15 protein-coding genes are annotated in these 18,006 nt (G+C 48.4%); 8 read left to right on the top strand and 7 right to left on the bottom strand.

Annotated features, from left to right (window positions below; translation table 11 throughout):
- The 5 genes from recR (at position 1) to METBU_RS0106020 (ending at position 3,453) form a co-directional block, all read left to right on the top strand.
- Positions 1-597 carry a recombination mediator RecR gene (recR, locus tag METBU_RS0106040; RefSeq protein ID WP_017839772.1) on the top strand — a complete coding sequence of 199 codons (597 nt, stop codon included), beginning with the start codon at positions 1-3 and terminating at the stop codon, positions 595-597.
- Positions 598-607: 10 nt separating this feature from the next.
- Positions 608-946, top strand: a complete 339-nt coding sequence (locus METBU_RS0106035) for a histidine triad nucleotide-binding protein (RefSeq protein ID WP_017839771.1) — start codon at positions 608-610, stop codon at positions 944-946.
- Positions 947-1,076: 130 nt separating this feature from the next.
- A complete protein-coding gene (cysK, locus tag METBU_RS0106030; RefSeq protein ID WP_017839770.1) occupies positions 1,077-2,027 on the top strand; it encodes a cysteine synthase A in 951 nt (316 codons plus the stop codon).
- Positions 2,028-2,051: 24 nt separating this feature from the next.
- Positions 2,052-2,714, top strand: coding sequence for a TatD family hydrolase (locus METBU_RS0106025; RefSeq protein WP_017839769.1), 663 nt, complete (start codon positions 2,052-2,054; stop codon positions 2,712-2,714).
- Positions 2,707-3,453, top strand: a complete 747-nt coding sequence (locus METBU_RS0106020; RefSeq protein WP_017839768.1) for a tRNA threonylcarbamoyladenosine dehydratase — start codon at positions 2,707-2,709, stop codon at positions 3,451-3,453. Before METBU_RS0106025 ends, METBU_RS0106020 begins: the two co-directional genes overlap by 8 nt.
- A 224-nt stretch (positions 3,454-3,677) precedes the next feature.
- Here the strand turns inward: METBU_RS0106020 and METBU_RS0106015 are convergent, their stop codons facing one another.
- Positions 3,678-5,339: a putative transporter gene (locus METBU_RS0106015; protein ID WP_017839767.1), complete on the bottom strand. Its 1,662-nt coding sequence runs from the start codon at positions 5,337-5,339 to the stop codon at positions 3,678-3,680.
- A gap of 434 nt (positions 5,340-5,773) precedes the next feature.
- Complete coding sequence (locus METBU_RS0106010; protein ID WP_014148855.1) at positions 5,774-6,370, bottom strand: hypothetical protein; 597 nt, start codon at positions 6,368-6,370, stop codon at positions 5,774-5,776.
- 353 nt (positions 6,371-6,723) lie between these two features.
- Between METBU_RS0106010 and METBU_RS0106000 the strand changes: the two genes are divergently transcribed.
- Both METBU_RS0106000 and METBU_RS0105995 read left to right on the top strand, forming a co-directional pair.
- Complete coding sequence (locus tag METBU_RS0106000; RefSeq protein WP_017839765.1) at positions 6,724-8,811, top strand: cation:proton antiporter; 2,088 nt, start codon at positions 6,724-6,726, stop codon at positions 8,809-8,811.
- A gap of 242 nt (positions 8,812-9,053) precedes the next feature.
- Positions 9,054-9,557, top strand: a complete 504-nt coding sequence (locus tag METBU_RS0105995) for a glycine zipper family protein (RefSeq protein ID WP_017839764.1) — start codon at positions 9,054-9,056, stop codon at positions 9,555-9,557.
- A gap of 191 nt (positions 9,558-9,748) precedes the next feature.
- Here the strand turns inward: METBU_RS0105995 and METBU_RS29205 are convergent, their stop codons facing one another.
- The 3 genes from METBU_RS29205 to METBU_RS23440 are packed head-to-tail and all read right to left on the bottom strand — an operon-like array spanning position 9,749 to position 10,927.
- The gene (locus METBU_RS29205) at positions 9,749-10,054 is read right to left on the bottom strand and encodes a group II intron maturase-specific domain-containing protein (RefSeq protein ID WP_083877644.1); all 306 of its coding nucleotides are present in this window, start codon (positions 10,052-10,054) and stop codon (positions 9,749-9,751) included.
- Positions 10,036-10,245, bottom strand: coding sequence for a reverse transcriptase domain-containing protein (locus tag METBU_RS29200; RefSeq protein WP_083877643.1), 210 nt, complete (start codon positions 10,243-10,245; stop codon positions 10,036-10,038). Before METBU_RS29200 ends, METBU_RS29205 begins: the two co-directional genes overlap by 19 nt.
- Positions 10,226-10,927 carry a reverse transcriptase domain-containing protein gene (locus tag METBU_RS23440; protein ID WP_017839763.1) on the bottom strand — a complete coding sequence of 234 codons (702 nt, stop codon included), beginning with the start codon at positions 10,925-10,927 and terminating at the stop codon, positions 10,226-10,228. The genes METBU_RS29200 and METBU_RS23440 overlap by 20 nt, the downstream gene beginning before the upstream one ends.
- A 1,736-nt stretch (positions 10,928-12,663) precedes the next feature.
- On the opposite strand from METBU_RS23440, the gene nhaD reads away from it, so the two are divergent.
- Positions 12,664-14,070: a sodium:proton antiporter NhaD gene (gene nhaD / locus METBU_RS0105985; RefSeq protein WP_017839762.1), complete on the top strand. Its 1,407-nt coding sequence runs from the start codon at positions 12,664-12,666 to the stop codon at positions 14,068-14,070.
- 612 nt (positions 14,071-14,682) lie between these two features.
- On the opposite strand, the gene METBU_RS0105970 is transcribed toward nhaD, so the two are convergent.
- Both METBU_RS0105970 and METBU_RS0105965 read right to left on the bottom strand, forming a co-directional pair.
- Entirely contained in the window at positions 14,683-15,423 is a 741-nt protein-coding gene (locus tag METBU_RS0105970) for a DUF5020 family protein (protein ID WP_017839759.1), read from the bottom strand.
- 1 nt (position 15,424) lies between these two features.
- Positions 15,425-17,662 (bottom strand): spermidine synthase, encoded by a 2,238-nt coding sequence (locus tag METBU_RS0105965; RefSeq protein ID WP_017839758.1) that lies wholly within the window; start codon positions 17,660-17,662, stop codon positions 15,425-15,427.
- Positions 17,663-18,006 lie beyond the last annotated feature (344 nt).

Here is an 18,006-nt window from a genome sequence, read left to right as displayed (position 1 = left end):
ATGATCAGGCAGGGATTGCTCGGGCAATTGATTTCGGATTTATGCGCCTTGCCTGGAGTCGGTCCTAAATCGGCGCAGCGAATGGCGTTTTATTTGTTGCAGCGAGACAGGGGGGGCGCTATACGCTTGGCCGAAACGTTGTTATCGGCCAGCAAAAAAATCGCTTATTGCGAGCAATGCAGAACCTTGACCGAGGATAAGCTGTGCCGGTTGTGTGCCGATAAATCTCGCGATTCATCGATGGTTTGCGTCGTTGAAAGTCCGGCCGATGTTTGGGCGGTCGAGCAAGCCGCAACTTTTAAGGGCGTTTATTTTGTGTTGCATGGACACCTCTCTCCGCTCGATGGCATTGGCCCCGAAGAAATCGGATTGAATTTGCTAGAGAATAGATTGGCGGCAGGCGATGTCGGCGAAATTATTTTAGCGACCAATTCTACCGTTGAAGGCGAAGCGACCGCGCACCTGATTGCCGAGATGGCGAAGAAATATCAAGTCAAGGCCACGCGTATCGCACACGGCGTGCCGATGGGCGGCGAATTGGAATATATCGACAGCGGCACGTTATCGCACGCGTTTAACGGACGCCGGCAAGTTTGAGGAGTTTACGATGACAGATTGTTTGTTTTGCAAAATGGTGAGCGGCGAGATCAAGCCGGATACGGTTTATGAAGACGATAAAGTCTTGGCGTTCAGGGATATTCATCCGCAAGCGCCGGTTCATATCTTGATCATTCCGAAAATTCATATCGCCACGTTGAACGAGCTCGACGATGCCGGCTTGGCCGGTCATTTATTGCTGACCGCATCGAAGTTGGCGGCTCAGGAAGGCTTGGCCGAGGACGGTTACCGGACCGTCATTAACTGCAACGAGCATGGCGGCCAAGCGGTGTATCATCTGCATTTGCATTTGCTCGGCGGACGTTCGATGCGCTGGCCACCGGGGTGATGGGTTCGCAATAAACTTTTCGCATGATGTCAAGTTGTCAGAATTCGACCGGCAAGAAAAAACTTGCCAGGTTAGGACCAATAATGAAATCATCAGGCCCTCGTCAAGTTAACAAAAACAGGAGGGGGATATGAATATTTTCGATGACAATTCATTATCGATAGGCCGTACGCCATTAGTGAAACTAAACCGTATCGCCGGCGACAAGGCTACGGTATTGGCCAAGATCGAAGGCCGGAACCCGGCATATTCGGTTAAATGCAGAATAGGCGCGGCGATGATTTGGGATGCCGAACAACGAGGTATCTTGAAACCCGGCATCGAAATCGTCGAACCGACCAGCGGCAATACCGGTATTGCCCTAGCTTATGTCGCCGCGGCGCGCGGTTATTCATTGACCTTGACGATGCCCGACACGATGAGTATCGAGCGGCGTAAAGTCTTGGCCGCGTTCGGCGCCCAATTATTTTTGACGCCGGGCGCCGAAGGCATGAAGGGCGCGATTCAGCGCGCCGAAGAAATCGTGCAAAGCGATCCGGATCGTTATTTTATGCCGCAGCAATTTAAAAATCCGGCCAATCCCGCGATTCATGAAAAAACCACCGGTCCTGAAATTTGGAACGATACCGACGGCAGTGTCGATGTACTAGTTAGCGGTGTCGGTACCGGTGGAACGATCACCGGTGTGTCGCGCTATATCAAACAGACCCAAGGCAAAAATATCTTGTCCGTCGCGGTCGAGCCGAAGGAAAGTCCGGTGATTTCGCAAAAATTAGCCGGTCAGGAATTGCAACCGGGACCGCACAAAATTCAAGGTATCGGCGCCGGTTTCATTCCGGATACGCTCGATTTGTCCGTCGTCGATCGGGTCGAACAAGTCGAAAGTATGGAGGCGGTTGAGATGGCTAGACGATTAGCGCAAGAGGAAGGCATTCTTTGCGGTATATCCTGCGGCGCGGCTATGGTCGCGGCGATTCGGTTAGCCGAACAAGACGAATTTGCGGGTAAAACCATCGTCGTGATCCTGCCCGATTCCGGCGAACGCTATTTGAGTTCGGTGTTGTTCGATTCCCTCCACTAAATCACGTTTGAATCCAGTCTATCGATGCCGCCCGGTGTTTTTATCGATATTCACAGGCATGGCAAAGGCGAGGGCAGGGTCATTGTCAATTTCGATACCTCGGAATGGGCCGGCCAAGAACCGCGAACCGGTTATTATTCATTAGGAATTCATCCGTGGTTTATCGAACAGCAGAATTGTAGGGCTGCCCTGCAAACTCTAGAGTCCGCATTAGCCGATACGAATTTACTGGCACTCGGCGAATGCGGTCTCGATAGACTGACCGGCGCGCCTTTTTCCGAGCAAGAATCGATCTTCATTGCGCAGCTTGAGCTCGCTGAGCAATCCGGGAAACCGGTTGTGATTCATTGCGTTCGCGCCTTCAACGAATTACTCCGTATCAAATCGACACGAAAACCCTCTGTGCCTTGGGTCGTGCATGGCTTCAACAATAAGTCTTCAATCGCAGCGAGCTTGATTGAGCGAGGGTGTTATCTGTCGTTCGGTAAGGCTTTGTTGCATCCTAATAGTAATGCCGCTAAGGTATTGCCCTCCGTGTCCAGAGACCGGTTTTTTTTGGAAACCGACGATTCCGGTCTGGCTATCGATAGTATATACCGGGCTGCGGCGGCTATTTTGCAAATCGATTTGCCCGAACTTCAACAACACCTCGAAAATAATTTTAACCGAGTTTTTTTACATGACTGATTTAAGCTGGCTGTCCCGTACCGAATTATTAATCGGACCTGCCAAACTGGAGAGTTTGCAGAAGGCCCATGTTTTAGTGGTAGGTATGGGCGGAGTCGGCTCGTTCGCGGCCGAATTCATATGCCGTGCCGGTGTCGGCGAAATGACCATCGTAGACGGCGACGTGGTCGAGCCGAGTAACCGTAATCGCCAATTGCCGGCGTTGGCGACGACGCATGGTCAATCGAAAGCCGATATCATGGGCGAGCGCCTGCTTGCGATCAACCCCGATTTGAAACTGCACGTCAGGCATGAATTCATCACGCCCGATACCGCGCCCGAGATATTGAACACGCCATACGACTATGTGGTCGATGCAATCGATAGTTTGAAGCCGAAAATTACGTTGATACAGGCGGCCAAGCGACGCAAAATGAAGATCGTTAGTTCGATGGGAGCGGGGGGCAAGCTTGATCCGACACAAATCAAAGTAGTCGATATTTCCAAGACCTATCATTGTCCGTTTGCACAGTTCATTCGGATTCGCTTGCGAAAAATGGGCATCCGAAACGGCGTTAAAACCGTGTTTTCGCCAGAAGCCGTGATCAAGGAATCGTTGATGATGACCGAAGGTAGTCAGTATAAAAAATCCGCCTACGGAACGATCTCGTATTTGCCGGCGGCTTTCGGCGGGGTCTGCGCATCGGTCGTGATACGCGCTTTAATGCAGGAACAAGTACTCGATTCGAATAAGCCTTGAATTTCAAGTAAGGAATATGCCCAAAATAACTGCTACAAGTAGTAGGCTTTGCGGCGATTCGGTGACTCGCTTGACAGGACGCCGTGAATACGTCCCTGTAGGCTTGACGGCGGCTTTCCCTGCCGCCGACACCTGTCAATCGAGCCACCGAACCCCCTCCCAGAAGTTGTCGAAGTTATTTCATGCTCGTTCCTAAGTAATTTGCCCATGAAACACGCAAATTCTTAAATTAACAAGATGATCATCAATTGTGCGGCAATGATTCTGAGAATCATGACTAACGGATAAACGGTTGCATAGGCGATCGAGACAGCCGGAGAAGGGCTAAGTCCGTTAGCGAAAGCCAGGGCCGGCGGATCGGTCATGCTGCCGGCCAACAAGCCGCATAGCGATAGATAATTCAGCTTAAAAAACAATCGTGCAAAAAAACCGACGAGCAGCAACGGCAATAGCGTAATCAATGCCGCGCAGGCCATCCAATAGAAACCGTCGCCATGAATGAGCGTTTCGATGAATCTGTCGCCGGAATGAAGGCCCACTGCGGCGAGAAATAAAACGATTCCCATATCTTTGAGAATAATGTTCGAGCTTTTCGGCAAATGCCAAGTCATCGTGCCCCAATTGCCGATGCGGCTCAATATAATCGCGATAATCAAAGGTCCCCCGGCCAGGCCTAATTTGACCGCCGAAGGCATGCCGGGAATCCAGATCGGCCAACTGCCGAGTAAGATACCAAGGCCGATGCCGATGAAGATCGGCACGATTTGCGGATGATTCAAAGTTTCGAGCGAATTGCCCAGCAGTTCCTCGAGGCCTGCCAGGCCTTCCTTGCTGCCGACAGCCAGCAACTCGTCGCCGAAATGGACGTGCATCGCGCCGGTCGGCGTAAATTCCACATCAGGCCGATGTATTCTCGATATCGTGACGCCGAATAAAGCGCGAAGTTGAGCGATCGATTGTCCGACGGCCTTTTTGTTAGTGACGACGAAACGGCCGGTGTGAAGGTTACTGCTTATATCATGAAGATTGACGATAGCCTCCGGGCCGATCAACATTTTTAGTTTTGCCAATTGTTTCGGGCTGCCGACTAGACGAATCGAGTCGCCGGTATGCAGTCTGCTGTCAATTGAGGCAACATGGACTTGCCCGTCATGAAGTATTCGAGTTACCACGACGCCCATTGCTTCGAAAAATGAAATCTCGCCGATCGCGATATTATTAAGATTCGGATTTTCGACCGTTAGATCTTTCCAGACCGGTGCTTGAGCATTGGCCCGTTGAATACGCGAGAACACATCGGCTTCGTGCTGAATCATCACGTTGAAAACCCGCTTGATCAGAAGCATGGATAAAATGATGCCGATAATTCCGAACGGATAGGCGACCGCATAGCCCATGCCGGGGAGTTTTAAGGTTTCGGCGTCGATCATCGGTAAACCGCCTAAGACTTCTTGAGCCGCAGCAAGGGACGGTGTATTGGTCGTCGCGCCCGAAAATAAACCGACTATCGCGGCAATCGGAATATTTTCGATCAGCCCGATCGACACGGCCGTTAGGGCGCCAAGCAGCACGATCGTCGCGGCCAAGATGTTTAACAATATGCCGTGATGATAAAACGCATGAATAAAGCCGGGACCGACTTGAAGTCCGATTGCATAAACGAACAGAATAAGGCCGAATTCTCTCAAAAAATACAGGATTTCGGAGGAAATGGTGACCTCGAAATGGCCGAAAGCCAATCCGGTAAACAATACGCCTGCAATTCCTAGGTTAAAGTTGAATAGTTTGAGCCGGCCTAGGGCTAGCCCCGACGCGGAAACCAGACTGATGACGATTAGGCTGTGCGGGACCGATTCCTCGCTGATGAGCTCGATAAACCAATTCATAGAAAACGAATGACTCCCTTAAATGCTTGACTAAAAAATCGGTTAAAGGCATGGGGTGTGACAGGCGAGGAGCCTATTTAATAAATTTTTATAGTTATACCTTTCACACTTCAAATTTCGGTATTGTTTAAGGGGACGCCGGGGTGTTAGGTCGATTTTTGCTCCTGCAAAATCGACATTCACGCCATCCTTGGCGATTGCAAAGGCTTTGCCAGCATGGAGCTGGCATAGAGCCTACAGAGACGTATTCACGGCGTCCTTTGACGTGCACCCCGGTACCGAATTTTGATCTACGATGGGTATAGTTGGAGGCTTGGCGTTAGTTTGAATGTTACCGGCATTCTCGCAAAACAGAACTTATGTTGGCCTATTATTAGAGGACTGCCTTTTAAGATGGCGGTCGACAAATAAAATTTGCCGAAGTCGAACAGGGTTTACTCTTCATCTTCGTAAATTTCATCGCCTCGATAAGCCTGTTCGATTTTGTTTCGGATGGAAGGAAACAAAAAATATTTTTCGTAATAGAGTCCTAAAATAATAACGGGTACCGCGATGAATACCGAGCGTCCGACTTCGCCTTCCACTGCAATCGTTAACCCTGCCGTTAAAAATAGAAAAAAACCGATTAAATAGAAGCGAATTCCGAGTAGCGTTCCGGTTAGGAGCATGGTATGAGCAAGAATGATATGAATAATCAAACCGGTTGCTTCGGTTTCGATAATGCTGGCATGCCAAAGTAGCATGATTAGCATTACCGCAATGAAAGCACTCAGCCAAAAAATCGCTTCGTATTTTAGAAAATGCGGTGTATCTCTTCCGCTTTGCAGTGCGGCGGCTTTTTCGCTAATAACAGAGCTAATAAAAAAAATCGGCGTCATCGTCAACCAGTAAAAAAGCACCGCTCGTTCGGATAAGTAGCCGATCAGGTCGCCGATAAAACACAATCCGATTAGGCCTAGAAAAATAATTTCATTGAGATAGATATTCCGGATAATGCCGTCAATATTCCAAGGGTTTTTATGTCGGCTCATAAGTGCGTTCCTAACGATTAGAGTAGTCGCTAATATACGGCAAAATAGGGTTTTTAAAAACATTGTCTGCGATAGCGGTAATAGTCAACATAGCTGACTTTTACCATCGAGCAATTTGATGTGATCATTTGTTCGACAGTTGCGGATATTGTCGACTGTCAGTTTTCGCACAGTCTAACTCTGACTTCCCAGTAAGCGTCGAACAAAATGGCCTTGTCATAAAATCCGCAAACATGACCGCGCGAAGTATATGTAAAAAGCCGATTGGGCGTTAAAATGGCCGGCCGGTCCGAAATCGTTTGTGAAAAGCTGCTCACCGGCATTTGCCGTTCTTCTCTATTCGAGGCCTCTGAATGAATCTTGAAGTATTTTTAGCGTTGTTTAGCTTGATGCTAATTTCGTTGGGTGTATACATGGCGGCGCAAAAGGCCCGCATCCCTTATACCGTGCTGTTGGTGATCGTCGGTTCGTTATTGGTGCCCTTGTCGCGGGTCGAAGCCTTCGCGTTTATCAATAGTTTCGAGCTGACGCCCGAGTTGTTGTTTTTCGTATTTTTACCGATTTTGATTTTCGAATCGGCTTATAACATCAAAATCGGCGACATGATTAACAATATCCGGGCGATCAGTTTGCTGGCGATACCGGGCATGTTGGTGTCGACTTTTTTTATCGGTATCGCCGGTTTTTATGTGTTCAGATGGATTGGCTTTGAAGTGCCGATTATCGTGACCTTGTTATTCGGCGCGATCATATCTTCGACCGATCCGGTCGCCGTATTGTCTTTATTCAAAGATTACGGAGCGCCGAAAAGGCTCACGTTGATTTTCGAAGGCGAAAGCTTGTTTAACGACGGTACCGCGTTCGCTATTTTTTTGGTTTTTCTTGAAATTTTACTGCATGGTTTTGCCGGATCGACTTCGATTGCGAACGGTTTTTTGAATTTTTTTATCATGCTGTTCGGCGGAATTTTGTTCGGCTTGTTAATGGGTTTTGTATTCGCGAAACTGATCGAATGGGTCAAAGGTCATGAGCATTTAGAAATTACGCTGACGTTGCTGGTTGCGCATTTTACGTTCATTTTGACCGAGGTGATCTCCGAGCATATTGTGTTATTCGGTCAGCAGCTTCGCTTCTCATCGATTATCGCAACCTTGGTCGCGTCGATGGTGATCGGTAATTTCGGCCGATTCAAAATGTCGCACGGCGTCGAAGAATACATGGAAAAGTTTTGGAGTTATTTCGGGTTCGTAACGAATTCTCTGGTTTTCATATTAATGGGTTTATTGTTCGTCAAACAATCGATCGATTTGCATGTTGCTATTCTGCCTATATTACTGGCGATTGTTGTCGTGATGCTGGGGCGCGCGTTGTCGATTTATCCGTTGCTGGGTTTGTTGAATCTGACTCGGAAGGAAGAGCCGATTCCCGTTTCCTGGATGCATTTGTTGTCCTGGGGTAGTTTAAGAGGGTCGTTAGCGGTCATCATGGTCTTATTGATTCCTGACGATGCGACCTTGCCGGGTTGGACTTATGACTTTTCGGTTAAGGATTTCGTTACCGCAATCACGATCGGTTGTATTTATTTTACCTTGTTGGTCAAGGCGACCACGATCGGTAAAGTGATGCACGCGCTCGGTATCGACGCTTTGACGGATTATGAAGAAGTCAGTTATTACAAAGGTAAGGCATTGATATATGATGAAGTCTTGAGCTCTCTGGAACGTTTGTTTCAAGATAGAAAAATCAGCGAGGAACAATACCGGACGATGCGCGACAGTTATCAGCGGTTACATGACAAGGCTTTGAGCGAATATAAAGGCAAGTTTCCGAATGCTGCGGAATTGACTGAGAAGTTACTGCGTATTTTTGTGTTGGGCATGGAAAAGAGCGAATTGAAAGAAATCTATCATCGCGGTGACATTAATGAGAAAGTTTATAAAAAAATTCTCAATTTGCTGGATATTCAAATGGCCCGTATCGAAAAAGGGCATTCTCAGTTAAATAAATTGGACGAGAAGTTTCCGGTGGACGGAATAGAGCATCTGATCAATGGCGTGCGAAGATTGTTATTTTTGTCGTCGCAGAATTTGCAGCCTCAAGAGCTTTATATTTATTACCGGACTCAATATCAAATGCTCGAAACGGTGGTCGGGAGGTTGGAGGGTTTACAAAATACCAGTCTAGGCGAGATTTTCGACGACGCCGATGCATTGTGTCGAACTATCGATCTATACAAAGCCTTGGCTGCGAATACAAAGCAAAACCTCGATAAGATGATTGAGTCGAATTACGAATTGTTGACGGATTTCAATTCGATTAGCGGGCAAAAAACGCTCGACGCCCAGCAAATGGAGACGCTGGCCAAGTTGAGTAAAAACGAGATAATTAGCACGAAGCTTTACATCATGCTGTTTAATGAATTACGGGATGGGAGGAAATAGGTGAGATGAAAGGTGAAAGATGAAAGGTGAAAGATGAAAGGGGAAAGGGGAAAGGGGAAAGGGGAAAGGGGAAAGGGGAAGCGAATTAAGATTTAAGTTAGGAGCAGGCCGTAATTCTTAATCGGTCGCTATTGTCAACTTTGAATAATTGTTGAACCGAGCCTTGTTAATTAGTATCAATGAAAAGAAGGGAGTTTTTATATCGATTGGGATGTTATCCAGCTAATTTTGCGGAGAAGATCATGAGACGAATCTATTTTTTGGTTCCGGATATTGCTACCACGCATAAAATTGTCGATGAACTTATGTCCGAAGGCATCGAGGAGCGCCATATTCATATTTTGGCTAAACGCGATACGCCGCTCGAGGGGTTGCCGGAAGCGGGCGTGACAATAAAAACGGATTTTCTTGCGGCAGTCGAACGAGGCGCGGCGCTGGGCGGTTCGACAGGCGTGCTGGCGGGGTTGGTGGCATTGCGGTTTGCCGGTTTTGCGATTGCCGGTGGTCCTTTATTGGGCGTACTTTTGGCCGGCGCGACCATTGGCTCTTTAATGGGAGGGCTTTCGGGGATGAATTCGGGTAATTCTCGCTTGAGGCAATTCGAGCAAGCTATCGAAGCAGGGCAATTGTTAGTGTTGGTCGATATTAATAAAAATGAAATTGATGAAATTAGGCTGTTGATCAAAAAGCACCATCCAACCGCCGAGTTCGAAGGCATTGAGCCAATTTTGCCTCCTTCTTACTGAAAAATCATTCAGCTTCCTGATTAGCAAGTTTCTTCAGCTAAAGCCCAAAAACCAGCAGTGGGTAGGCTGGAGGATCACCACCAGCCCCCCGTTGCCGCAAGAAGGTTAATTCCCTCTATTTACCATCGTGTCTCTTTCAGACAATGGGCGGCTCCGCCTAGATTGCCCTCGAAAGGGAGTCATTGTATTTGCTATGCAGGTTCATGATAGAACGCCCTGAGACTCAACAACCCTTTATTCTTAAAGTGCTTCAGACGTAGACGCCTGTTATCGGTCTTCCATTTCCTGTTAAACTTCATGCACCGTAAGCGAACTCGAATCCACTTGTCCAATTCCGTAAACAGATAACGATTATGAGAGAACGGCGTTGCAAAATAATTTGCCGTCCCTCGTATCACCTGATTAACCCGCATGATGCGGTAACTATCCAAGTTATAGGAGCGACAGGTCAACTCCCGGATTTTATCTTTGAATTTCTCTATGGACTTTGGGCGCATCGTGACCGCCCTTGAGCTAATATCAAACCCCAGAATGCAAAACCCTCACTAAATGTGGTGACCTGCGATTTCTCAGGGCAGAGTTTCAACTCAAGATGCGTGTTTAAAAACGCCCCGACAAGAACCAATGCCTCTTTTGCCTGTTCCTCGGATGGGCATAGAACGACAAAGTCATCCGCATAAACGCACAAAGTTCAAGCCATGCTCATGCAGATGCCAATCCAGATAGTTCAGCGCAATATTTGCCAACAAAGGCGAAATGACACCGCCTTGCGGCGTGCCGATCGTCGTTGGTTTAAAAACGCCGTCTTCCATGACGCCAGACCTAAGAAACCGTTCAATAATACCCAGAATATTCCCATCAGCGACCACATTGGATAGCCCCGTCATGATGACATGGTGCGGGATGTTATCGAAAAATCCCGATATATCCGCATCCAGCACATAGCGATTGCCCTCGCGCCAGATGTCCAGCACCCGTTCAATGGCCTGATGACAGTTCCTATTTGGCCGAAACCCACACGAGTTTGGATGGAACAAAGGCTCGAACAACGGTTCCAGCAGTTGCCGCAAGACATCCTGCGCAATCCTGTCACGGACCACGGGAATGCCCAACGGGCGAAATTTCCCATTCCCTTTGTCGATACGCACACGTTTGAGCGGATGCGGAGAAAATGTCCCCCGCGTTTTTAAATCGCTCAACAATGCTTGCAAATTCTGTTCAAGATTCGCCTCGAACATCACAATGCTTTGCTTATCAACGCCGGCAGCGCCCCGGTTACGTTTGACATTAAGAAATGCCTTGCGCACCCGTTCGATGGTTATTCTGCCTGTTAAAGAATGATGTTTAATCTTAAGCGGTTTCACTAACATAAAGACAACCTGATTTACCCCTCATACACTAACCAATACCTTGCCAACGGTCGTGCCGTGGAAGGCGTTTCTTAGCGACCGTCGGGTTTTCCAAAAGAGGAAGGACAGACCATTTTGGGGTCGTAGCCGACGGACTAACTTTCTTCATGGAAAAACCATGACAACGTATTTCTAACAACGGAGTCTTCTATCACCGCGCAATTGCGTGGCTACACCGAAGACGCTGCCATCCTTAAAGTGCTCAGTTTGGGGAATCTCACACACCAGCGCATAAACCCGCCATTTCGCCATAAACTTATAGGCGGGCATTACTCTTGAAGGGGTTAAAATCAAGAGACGCCGTAGGACTTTCATCGGTCAGTACCAATAACCATTATGTCTGGGCGACAACAGCAAGCACCCCTAATAGCCACTGAGAATAACCGTATAAATCCCAGTGAGAGAAGAAAAAAAAACTCCCCAGTGTTTCAGGCGGACATAGACCCTGACACCTGATTCGAGGCTGAAAACCTGCCACCTCCCTGACTATGCTTGCCTGGCTCCTTCAACGCCACCAGTTACCTGAGTGACCCTAACTGCGTACCCCGTCTAAGACGAGTTCGAGCAAGCATTTCTGTACAAATACGGATTCGCACAGGTAGGATTAGACACATCGCAACGTTCCTGTCACGATAGGTCGCACCGTTTAAGACTGAGCCGTTGGTACCTGCGACTCACACATATCCCTAGCAGGGCGGGGTTTGCAACCCCGTCCTAAAGGTTTTGACTTTGGCCGAAGTTAGCCGAAATGTTTAGGGCAAACCGAAACGTTGGGGACGGGTTAAATAACCCGTCCCGCAGAAGTGGCTACGACTGGCCACTGCTCGGACAATTGGCTTCAGCAAGCTGAAGCATCTTGCTAATCAGGTTCAGCTTTGCGTGGATTCTTCGATAACGGTAAGCAAACCCCGCGCCTCGGCAGAACGGGGTTTGCAATCCATATGCATCAAGCTAAAAATGGCCAACCCGCATCCCGCTCTTTCCCAGGCCCTAGCAGGACGGGGTTTGCAACCCCGTCCTAAACGTTTTGACTTTGGCCGAAGTTAGCCGAAATGTTTAGGGCAAACCGAAACGTTGGGGACGGGTTAAATAACCCGTCCCGCAGAAGTGGCTACGAATGTCCACTGCTCGGACAATTGGCTTCAGCAAGCTGAAGCATAAATTGATGAAATTAGGCTGTTGATCAAAAAGCACCATCCAACCGCCGAGTTCGAAGGCATTGAGCCGATTATGCCTCCTTCTTACTGAAATATTATTCAACTTTGCGGGGATGCTTCAAGCCTACAAAGTACCTTCAATAAGCTTGAACGATTTTCAGTATAAAGGGATAAGCGCCAACTTAAGGAAAGAACGCGTCATTCCGTCAGGGATTGGCGGAATCCAGTGCCAAGGATGGCAATGCGTAGCTTCACATTCATGTGTCCTGGATATTGACAACCCAACTGATTTTTTTAGGAGAATCGGAATTCGAGGTTATGAATGCATAAAAAGTATCGATTCAATGCTTTTTTGATATTTATTATGTTGTTGAAATATAAGTAATATAATTTTTTTAAAGAGTATTTTAAGTTTGTTTTTAGGGGCGATTGCTTTGCATCGTTCTACAACTTATTGGATAATGGCGGCTTTTGTGCAAGCGAACTCTATTTCTCCTTGCGATTCTCCTCTCGTCAATTAGGATATATTCTGTGAAGAAAATGTTGCCTATCCGATTTATCTCTTTACTATTGTTTTCTTTCTTATTGCCGGTGTCCGCATTCGCTTCGGCCGCAGGGCACGAAATACTCAATTTGACCGATCATGGGGTCGGTTATTTTGCATTGTTGATTTTTGTTTTTGCTTATGCGCTGGTGATTCTCGAGGAACAATTACACTTACAAAAATCCAAGCCGGTTCTACTGGCTGCAGGTATTATTTGGGCGATGATCGCCGCCGTTTATGCATCGCACGGTTTAAATGAAACGACCGAAGAAGCGTTGCGCCATAACTTTTTGGAATATGCCGAGCTATTTTTCTTTTTGTTAGTGGCGATGACCTATATCAGCGCGATGATAGAGCGGGATGTGTTTCAGGCTCTGCATTTTTGGTTGGTTTCGAAAGGCTTCAGTTATCGGCAAATGTTTTGGATGACCGGTATTCTGGCCTTCTTTATTTCGCCGATAGCCGATAACCTGACTACCGCGCTGATTATGTGTACCGTGGTGATGACGGTTGGCGCAACCAGACCGGAGTTTGTCGCGATAGCTTGTGTGAATATCGTCGTGGCAGCGAATGCCGGAGGCGCATTCAGTCCGTTTGGCGATATCACGACACTGATGGTTTGGCAAAAAGGCATCATCGAATTTTCCGGATTCTTCAAGCTATTTATTCCTTCGGTAATCAATTTTGTCGTGCCTGCCGCGATCATGCACTATTTTATTCCGGTGGGTTTGCCGGCCTTGCCCGAGGAAGATAGCGCCGAGATCAAACATGGAGGCTTAGTCATTGTCGGTTTGTTCTTAATGACTATCTTAACAGCAGTATTATTTCATCAGATTTTGCATTTGCCGTCGGCTTTCGGCATGTTGACCGGTCTTGGGTACCTGAAATTTTTCGGTTATTACCTGCGCATGAAGCATCGCCGCGAGTTTTCCAGTTTCGATTCGGTTCCGGGCAGCGAAGGGCAAGGCAGCGGTTTTAATGTGTTCAGCCAGATCGCTAAAGCCGAGTGGGATACGCTGTTCTTTTTCTACGGCGTCATCATGTGCGTCGGCGGCTTGGGTTTCATCGGTTATTTAAGCATCGCTTCGGAATTCATTTACGGTGAATTGGGTGCGACTTACGCGAATATTATCGTTGGCGTGATGTCTGCGATTGTCGATAACATTCCGGTCATGTTCGCGGTATTGACGATGAACCCTGACATGCCCGAAGTGCAGTGGCTGTTGGTAACGTTGACCGCTGGTGTCGGAGGCAGTTTGTTGTCGATCGGTTCGGCGGCAGGTGTTGCGTTGATGGGTCAGGCACGCGGCAGTTATACCTTTTTCAGTCATCTGAAATGGACACCCGCGATCGCATTAGGCTATGCGGCCAGTATCGGCGCGCATATGCTGATTAACGGTTGACCTATAGTTTCCCTTAGAGATGCAAGCTAACGCTTTTGTTTCGCTTCGACACATTAAGCGCGCTATACCCATCGTAGATCAAAATTCGGCACCGGGATGCACGTCAAAGGACGCCGTGAATACGTCCCCTGTAGGCTCTAGCCAGCTCCATGCTGGCAAAGCCTTTGCGAGCGCCATGGATGGCGTGAATGTCGATTTTGACAGGGAGTCGCTATTTTTGCGAAAGAATTTTCCGGGCATCCTGCTTGAAAAATCAGCAAAAATTACGCGACTGCTAATGCCTTCGGCGGCCCCGATTCGCCCTGCGTCCGTGCCACTACGCCACATCCTCGTATACTCGATGCGGCTCCGTAGCACTCCCGCAAATGGCTTTACGCCGTGTCGCGATGCCTTGTATTTTGCCTCCGCCTGCGCTATTCGCGCAGACTCCGGCAAAACACCCGGCGCTACGGCTATCGGGGACTAAAAATCTTCACTTCGCTAGCGCTCCGTTTCCAAGATTTTCAGCGCAGGAGCGAAAATCGACCGAGCACCCCGGCGCCTCCTCAGGCACTGCCGAAATTTGAAGTGCGAAAGGTATACATTTGGTTTGCATCTCTGCCGGAGTAAGCATTAAAAAAATCCGATGATCATGGCCTGAATCGCTCTTTCATCGACACCCTTGACGCCGTATTTGTTGTACCAATGCGAATATTCGGTGCCGATGTAAACCGTGTCCTTTTTCCAATTGGCCAAATTGCCGATGTCGACCAATAACTGCGGCTGTGCCAGAATGTTGAAGTTTCCCGATGTATTGGTATTTCCGGTTCTGAAGTCGGTAAAACCCCGAAATTTAAAGTCCACACAGCCTATCGAAAAGGGCAGGCTCCACACCGGTGTAAACTGCAAGCCATAGCGACTGCTCACATCGTCCGCTTTATAGACGGTTACGTCGAATTGCAGATAATCGAATAGACTGTTCGCCAGGTCGAAGCTCAAGCCGAACATGTAGGCTTTAAAGTGGTCTTGTGCCGGTAGATTGCTGATGTTAAGGCCTAGCGCCAACGAAATGTCCTTGATCGGACCCAATGTCAGATTGAGCCCGGTTACTTTATTCCAACTTAAATAGGTGTAGACTTCGGCATAGACTTCGGTGCCGACATCGTTGCGAGGCATGATGTCGACAAAGAAAAAATTGGTTCCGTATTGCCAGCCATGGGCATGTTCGACCGTGATCGTCGTGCGTTTCGGCTCGCCGAATTCGAAATCTCCTCCATACAACAACTGAACATTGCTCGCAGTCCAGTCGATCGCGTGAACAGGCAGGGCGCAACAAAGTAGCAGCACAGACCAATGCGCTGCTGCTTTTGCCATGTTACTTCCAAATGCTGATGATATTCGTGAAATCGTCGGTCCAGGGCCGCATGCCGAAATACAACGGCATTTTTTCCCAATTTCCGAGCCGACTGGCGATGAGCGGGTTCAATATCTTCTCGTCTTTCGCCATCACGACCCAATCGGTAGCCGTGACCAATGGAATCGAGCCGTCCGTTTTAAATTCTTGGATCAATGCGGCTAATTGCATTTGTTTGGCATGGTCGGCCAGCACTTTTTTCAAGGCCAAATGGCGATTGGTGATATGAAACGCCAAAATACCATTCGGTTTAAGTTTTTCGAAATACAAATCGAGTGCTTCGCGTGTCAATAGATGGGTCGGTACGGCATCCGAGCTGAATGCATCCATGATCAACAAATCGAATTTGTGGTTCGGTTCTTCCGCCAGCGATAGGCGAGCATCGCCGATATTATGGGTCAAATTGCGGGCGCAACGTTTCAGATAAGTGAAATAGTCCGGGTTTTCGGCAATTTCGACGACCAACGGGTCGATCTCGTAAAAAGTCCATTGCTGATTATCCTTGGCGTAACAAGCCAATGCGCCGGCGCCGAGGCCGACCGCGCCGACGACCCAATCGCCGTTTTGTTCGTCGTAACTTTTAAATAACTGACCCATCGGTCCGGGGCGGCTGTAATAGGTCAACGGAACGGTTTCCAAATGAGCTGCTAAGCGTTGCGCGCCGTGCTTGGTCGTGCCATGAAACAGCTCACGGTATTTTTCCGGACGGTTTTGTTCATCGAGTAAAACATTTTCACGCACCGACAGTACGCCAAAAAAGGTTCTATCCTGAAAAATCGTGTTGGACACCAAACCATGCAAACCCTGCGTGAAGAAGATTAACGTTCCCGCGAGCAAGGCCAAAGATAAAGGCTGATTTCTGAACGCATAAGTGAGACCGGCCAATAGAATCAAGGCTGTGCCGATCGTGTCCAGATATTGCAGTAGATCGTCGACCGTTAAATAGATGATCAATCCGCAGGCAATCACGATGGCCGGAAAAACGGCTTGCATAGCCCAGCGATAACCGGTCGAAATATCCAGTCCGGGACGCAGCAGTAATGCCGCAATGATCATGATTGGATATTCGTAAACCGCGTTGAAAACGAACGGCGCCACAAAGGTGTTGAACATGCCGCCGAGCATGCCGGCGAACGACATGATCAAATAAAAGTCGGTCAGATGGCGCGTGTGTGGGCGGAGTCTGGCTAGTTCGCCGTGACAAACCATGATTGCCAGGAAAAAGGCGGTCGAATGCAGCGCTAAATCAAGCCAATAGGGCAAGATTGCCGGGTTGATGAACGAATAAGCGATAAACGGCAGCAATATTACCGGCTGCAGTGCCGTCATGACCGGATGTGTTTTGAGGTTCCATTTCGAAAACACGATGATGAAAGACAGCAAATAGAGCGTTAGCGGAATGATCCACAGCAGCGGCACCGATGCGATATCGGTGCTGATAAAGTTAGTCAAGCCTAATAGCAAGCTCGACGGAACGAAGGCCAAGACGAGCCAATGCAGGCGGGTTTTGTTGTCGAGCTCAGGGGACAGCAGGATGTCTTCCTGTGCCGATGCGTCCGTTCGCGGCTTGTTTTGCCACAAGCGCCAACCGCAACCGGCAATCATCAAACATAAGATTGCATAGCCTCCGCTCCAAGCGATTTGTTGCGAAGCCAGTCCGATATTCGGTTCGATCACAAACGGGTAGCTTAATAAGGCCAACAGGCTGCCGGCATTGCTTGCGGCATAAAGATAATAAGGGTCGTGACTGGTGTGGTGGCCGACTTGCGCGAACCATTTTTGCAACAGCGGCGCTGTGGTCGAAACGACAAAGAAGGGCAGGCCGATCGCAAGGAATAGTGTGCCAAGCAGCCATAACGTCGGGTTGCTCTCGGTTGGAGGCGAAAGATTATCCGGCAAGGCAACCGGCAATATCACCAGACTGATGAATAGGACGGCGGCATGAATCTGAAGCTGTCGCCGAGTATCTTGGCGTGTCGATAAAAAGTGCGCATACATATAACCTAGGAATAGGATGCTTTGATAAAACACCATGCAGGTATTCCAAACCGCGGGCGTACCGCCCAATTTAGGCAAAATCAGCTTGCCGAACATCGGTTGTAGGCTAAACATCAATGTGGCGCTGGTGAATAGCGTCGCGGCGAAAAGCAGAATGAGCGAGAGCCTGCGGTCTTGTAAGGAGAGTGACGGGGTGTTCATTATTATTATCGGCTGTAAGAGTATGCTGTTTCGAGTGCGCTATGATAAAGCATTTTCAATGGAATTGGGGTGTTGGTCTTAGCAATGAAGTTGGTTTGCCGGCCCGGTGTATGTCTTGATGAGCAGAGTCAATATACGCCACATTGCTAATCAAATTTTGGTAACAATAGACATCTCAATTCCGAAATTTGTAGTGTGGATAGTTTTAATTTAGGAACGAGCATGAAATAACTTCGACAAATGCTGAAAGGGGGTTCGGTGGCTCGTTTGACAGGCGTCGGCGGCAAGGATAGCCGCCGTCGAGTCTACATGGATGTATTCACGGCGTCCTGTCAAGCGAGTCG

This window comes from Methylotuvimicrobium buryatense 5G, assembly GCF_000341735.1.
Taxonomy (GTDB): domain Bacteria; phylum Pseudomonadota; class Gammaproteobacteria; order Methylococcales; family Methylomonadaceae; genus Methylotuvimicrobium; species Methylotuvimicrobium buryatense.
Note: the sequence above shows the minus strand (reverse complement) of the source record. Positions and strands in the feature narration are given on the sequence as shown.

Bases quoted from the DNA above. Each gene is read 5' to 3' on its own strand.
- recR (WP_017839772.1), top strand. From the start codon at position 1: ATGATCAGGCAGGGATTGCTCGGGCAATTGATTTCGGATTTATGCGCC.
- METBU_RS0106035 (WP_017839771.1), top strand. From the start codon at position 608: ATGACAGATTGTTTGTTTTGCAAAATGGTGAGCGGCGAGATCAAGCCG.
- cysK (WP_017839770.1), top strand. From the start codon at position 1,077: ATGAATATTTTCGATGACAATTCATTATCGATAGGCCGTACGCCATTA.
- METBU_RS0106025 (WP_017839769.1), top strand. From the start codon at position 2,052: ATGCCGCCCGGTGTTTTTATCGATATTCACAGGCATGGCAAAGGCGAG.
- METBU_RS0106020 (WP_017839768.1), top strand. From the start codon at position 2,707: ATGACTGATTTAAGCTGGCTGTCCCGTACCGAATTATTAATCGGACCT.
- METBU_RS0106015 (WP_017839767.1), bottom strand. From the start codon at position 5,339: ATGAATTGGTTTATCGAGCTCATCAGCGAGGAATCGGTCCCGCACAGC.
- METBU_RS0106010 (WP_014148855.1), bottom strand. From the start codon at position 6,370: ATGAGCCGACATAAAAACCCTTGGAATATTGACGGCATTATCCGGAAT.
- METBU_RS0106000 (WP_017839765.1), top strand. From the start codon at position 6,724: ATGAATCTTGAAGTATTTTTAGCGTTGTTTAGCTTGATGCTAATTTCG.
- METBU_RS0105995 (WP_017839764.1), top strand. From the start codon at position 9,054: ATGAGACGAATCTATTTTTTGGTTCCGGATATTGCTACCACGCATAAA.
- METBU_RS29205 (WP_083877644.1), bottom strand. From the start codon at position 10,054: ATGCGCCCAAAGTCCATAGAGAAATTCAAAGATAAAATCCGGGAGTTG.
- METBU_RS23440 (WP_017839763.1), bottom strand. From the start codon at position 10,927: ATGTTAGTGAAACCGCTTAAGATTAAACATCATTCTTTAACAGGCAGA.
- nhaD (WP_017839762.1), top strand. From the start codon at position 12,664: ATGTTGCCTATCCGATTTATCTCTTTACTATTGTTTTCTTTCTTATTG.
- METBU_RS0105970 (WP_017839759.1), bottom strand. From the start codon at position 15,423: ATGGCAAAAGCAGCAGCGCATTGGTCTGTGCTGCTACTTTGTTGCGCC.
- METBU_RS0105965 (WP_017839758.1), bottom strand. From the start codon at position 17,662: ATGAACACCCCGTCACTCTCCTTACAAGACCGCAGGCTCTCGCTCATT.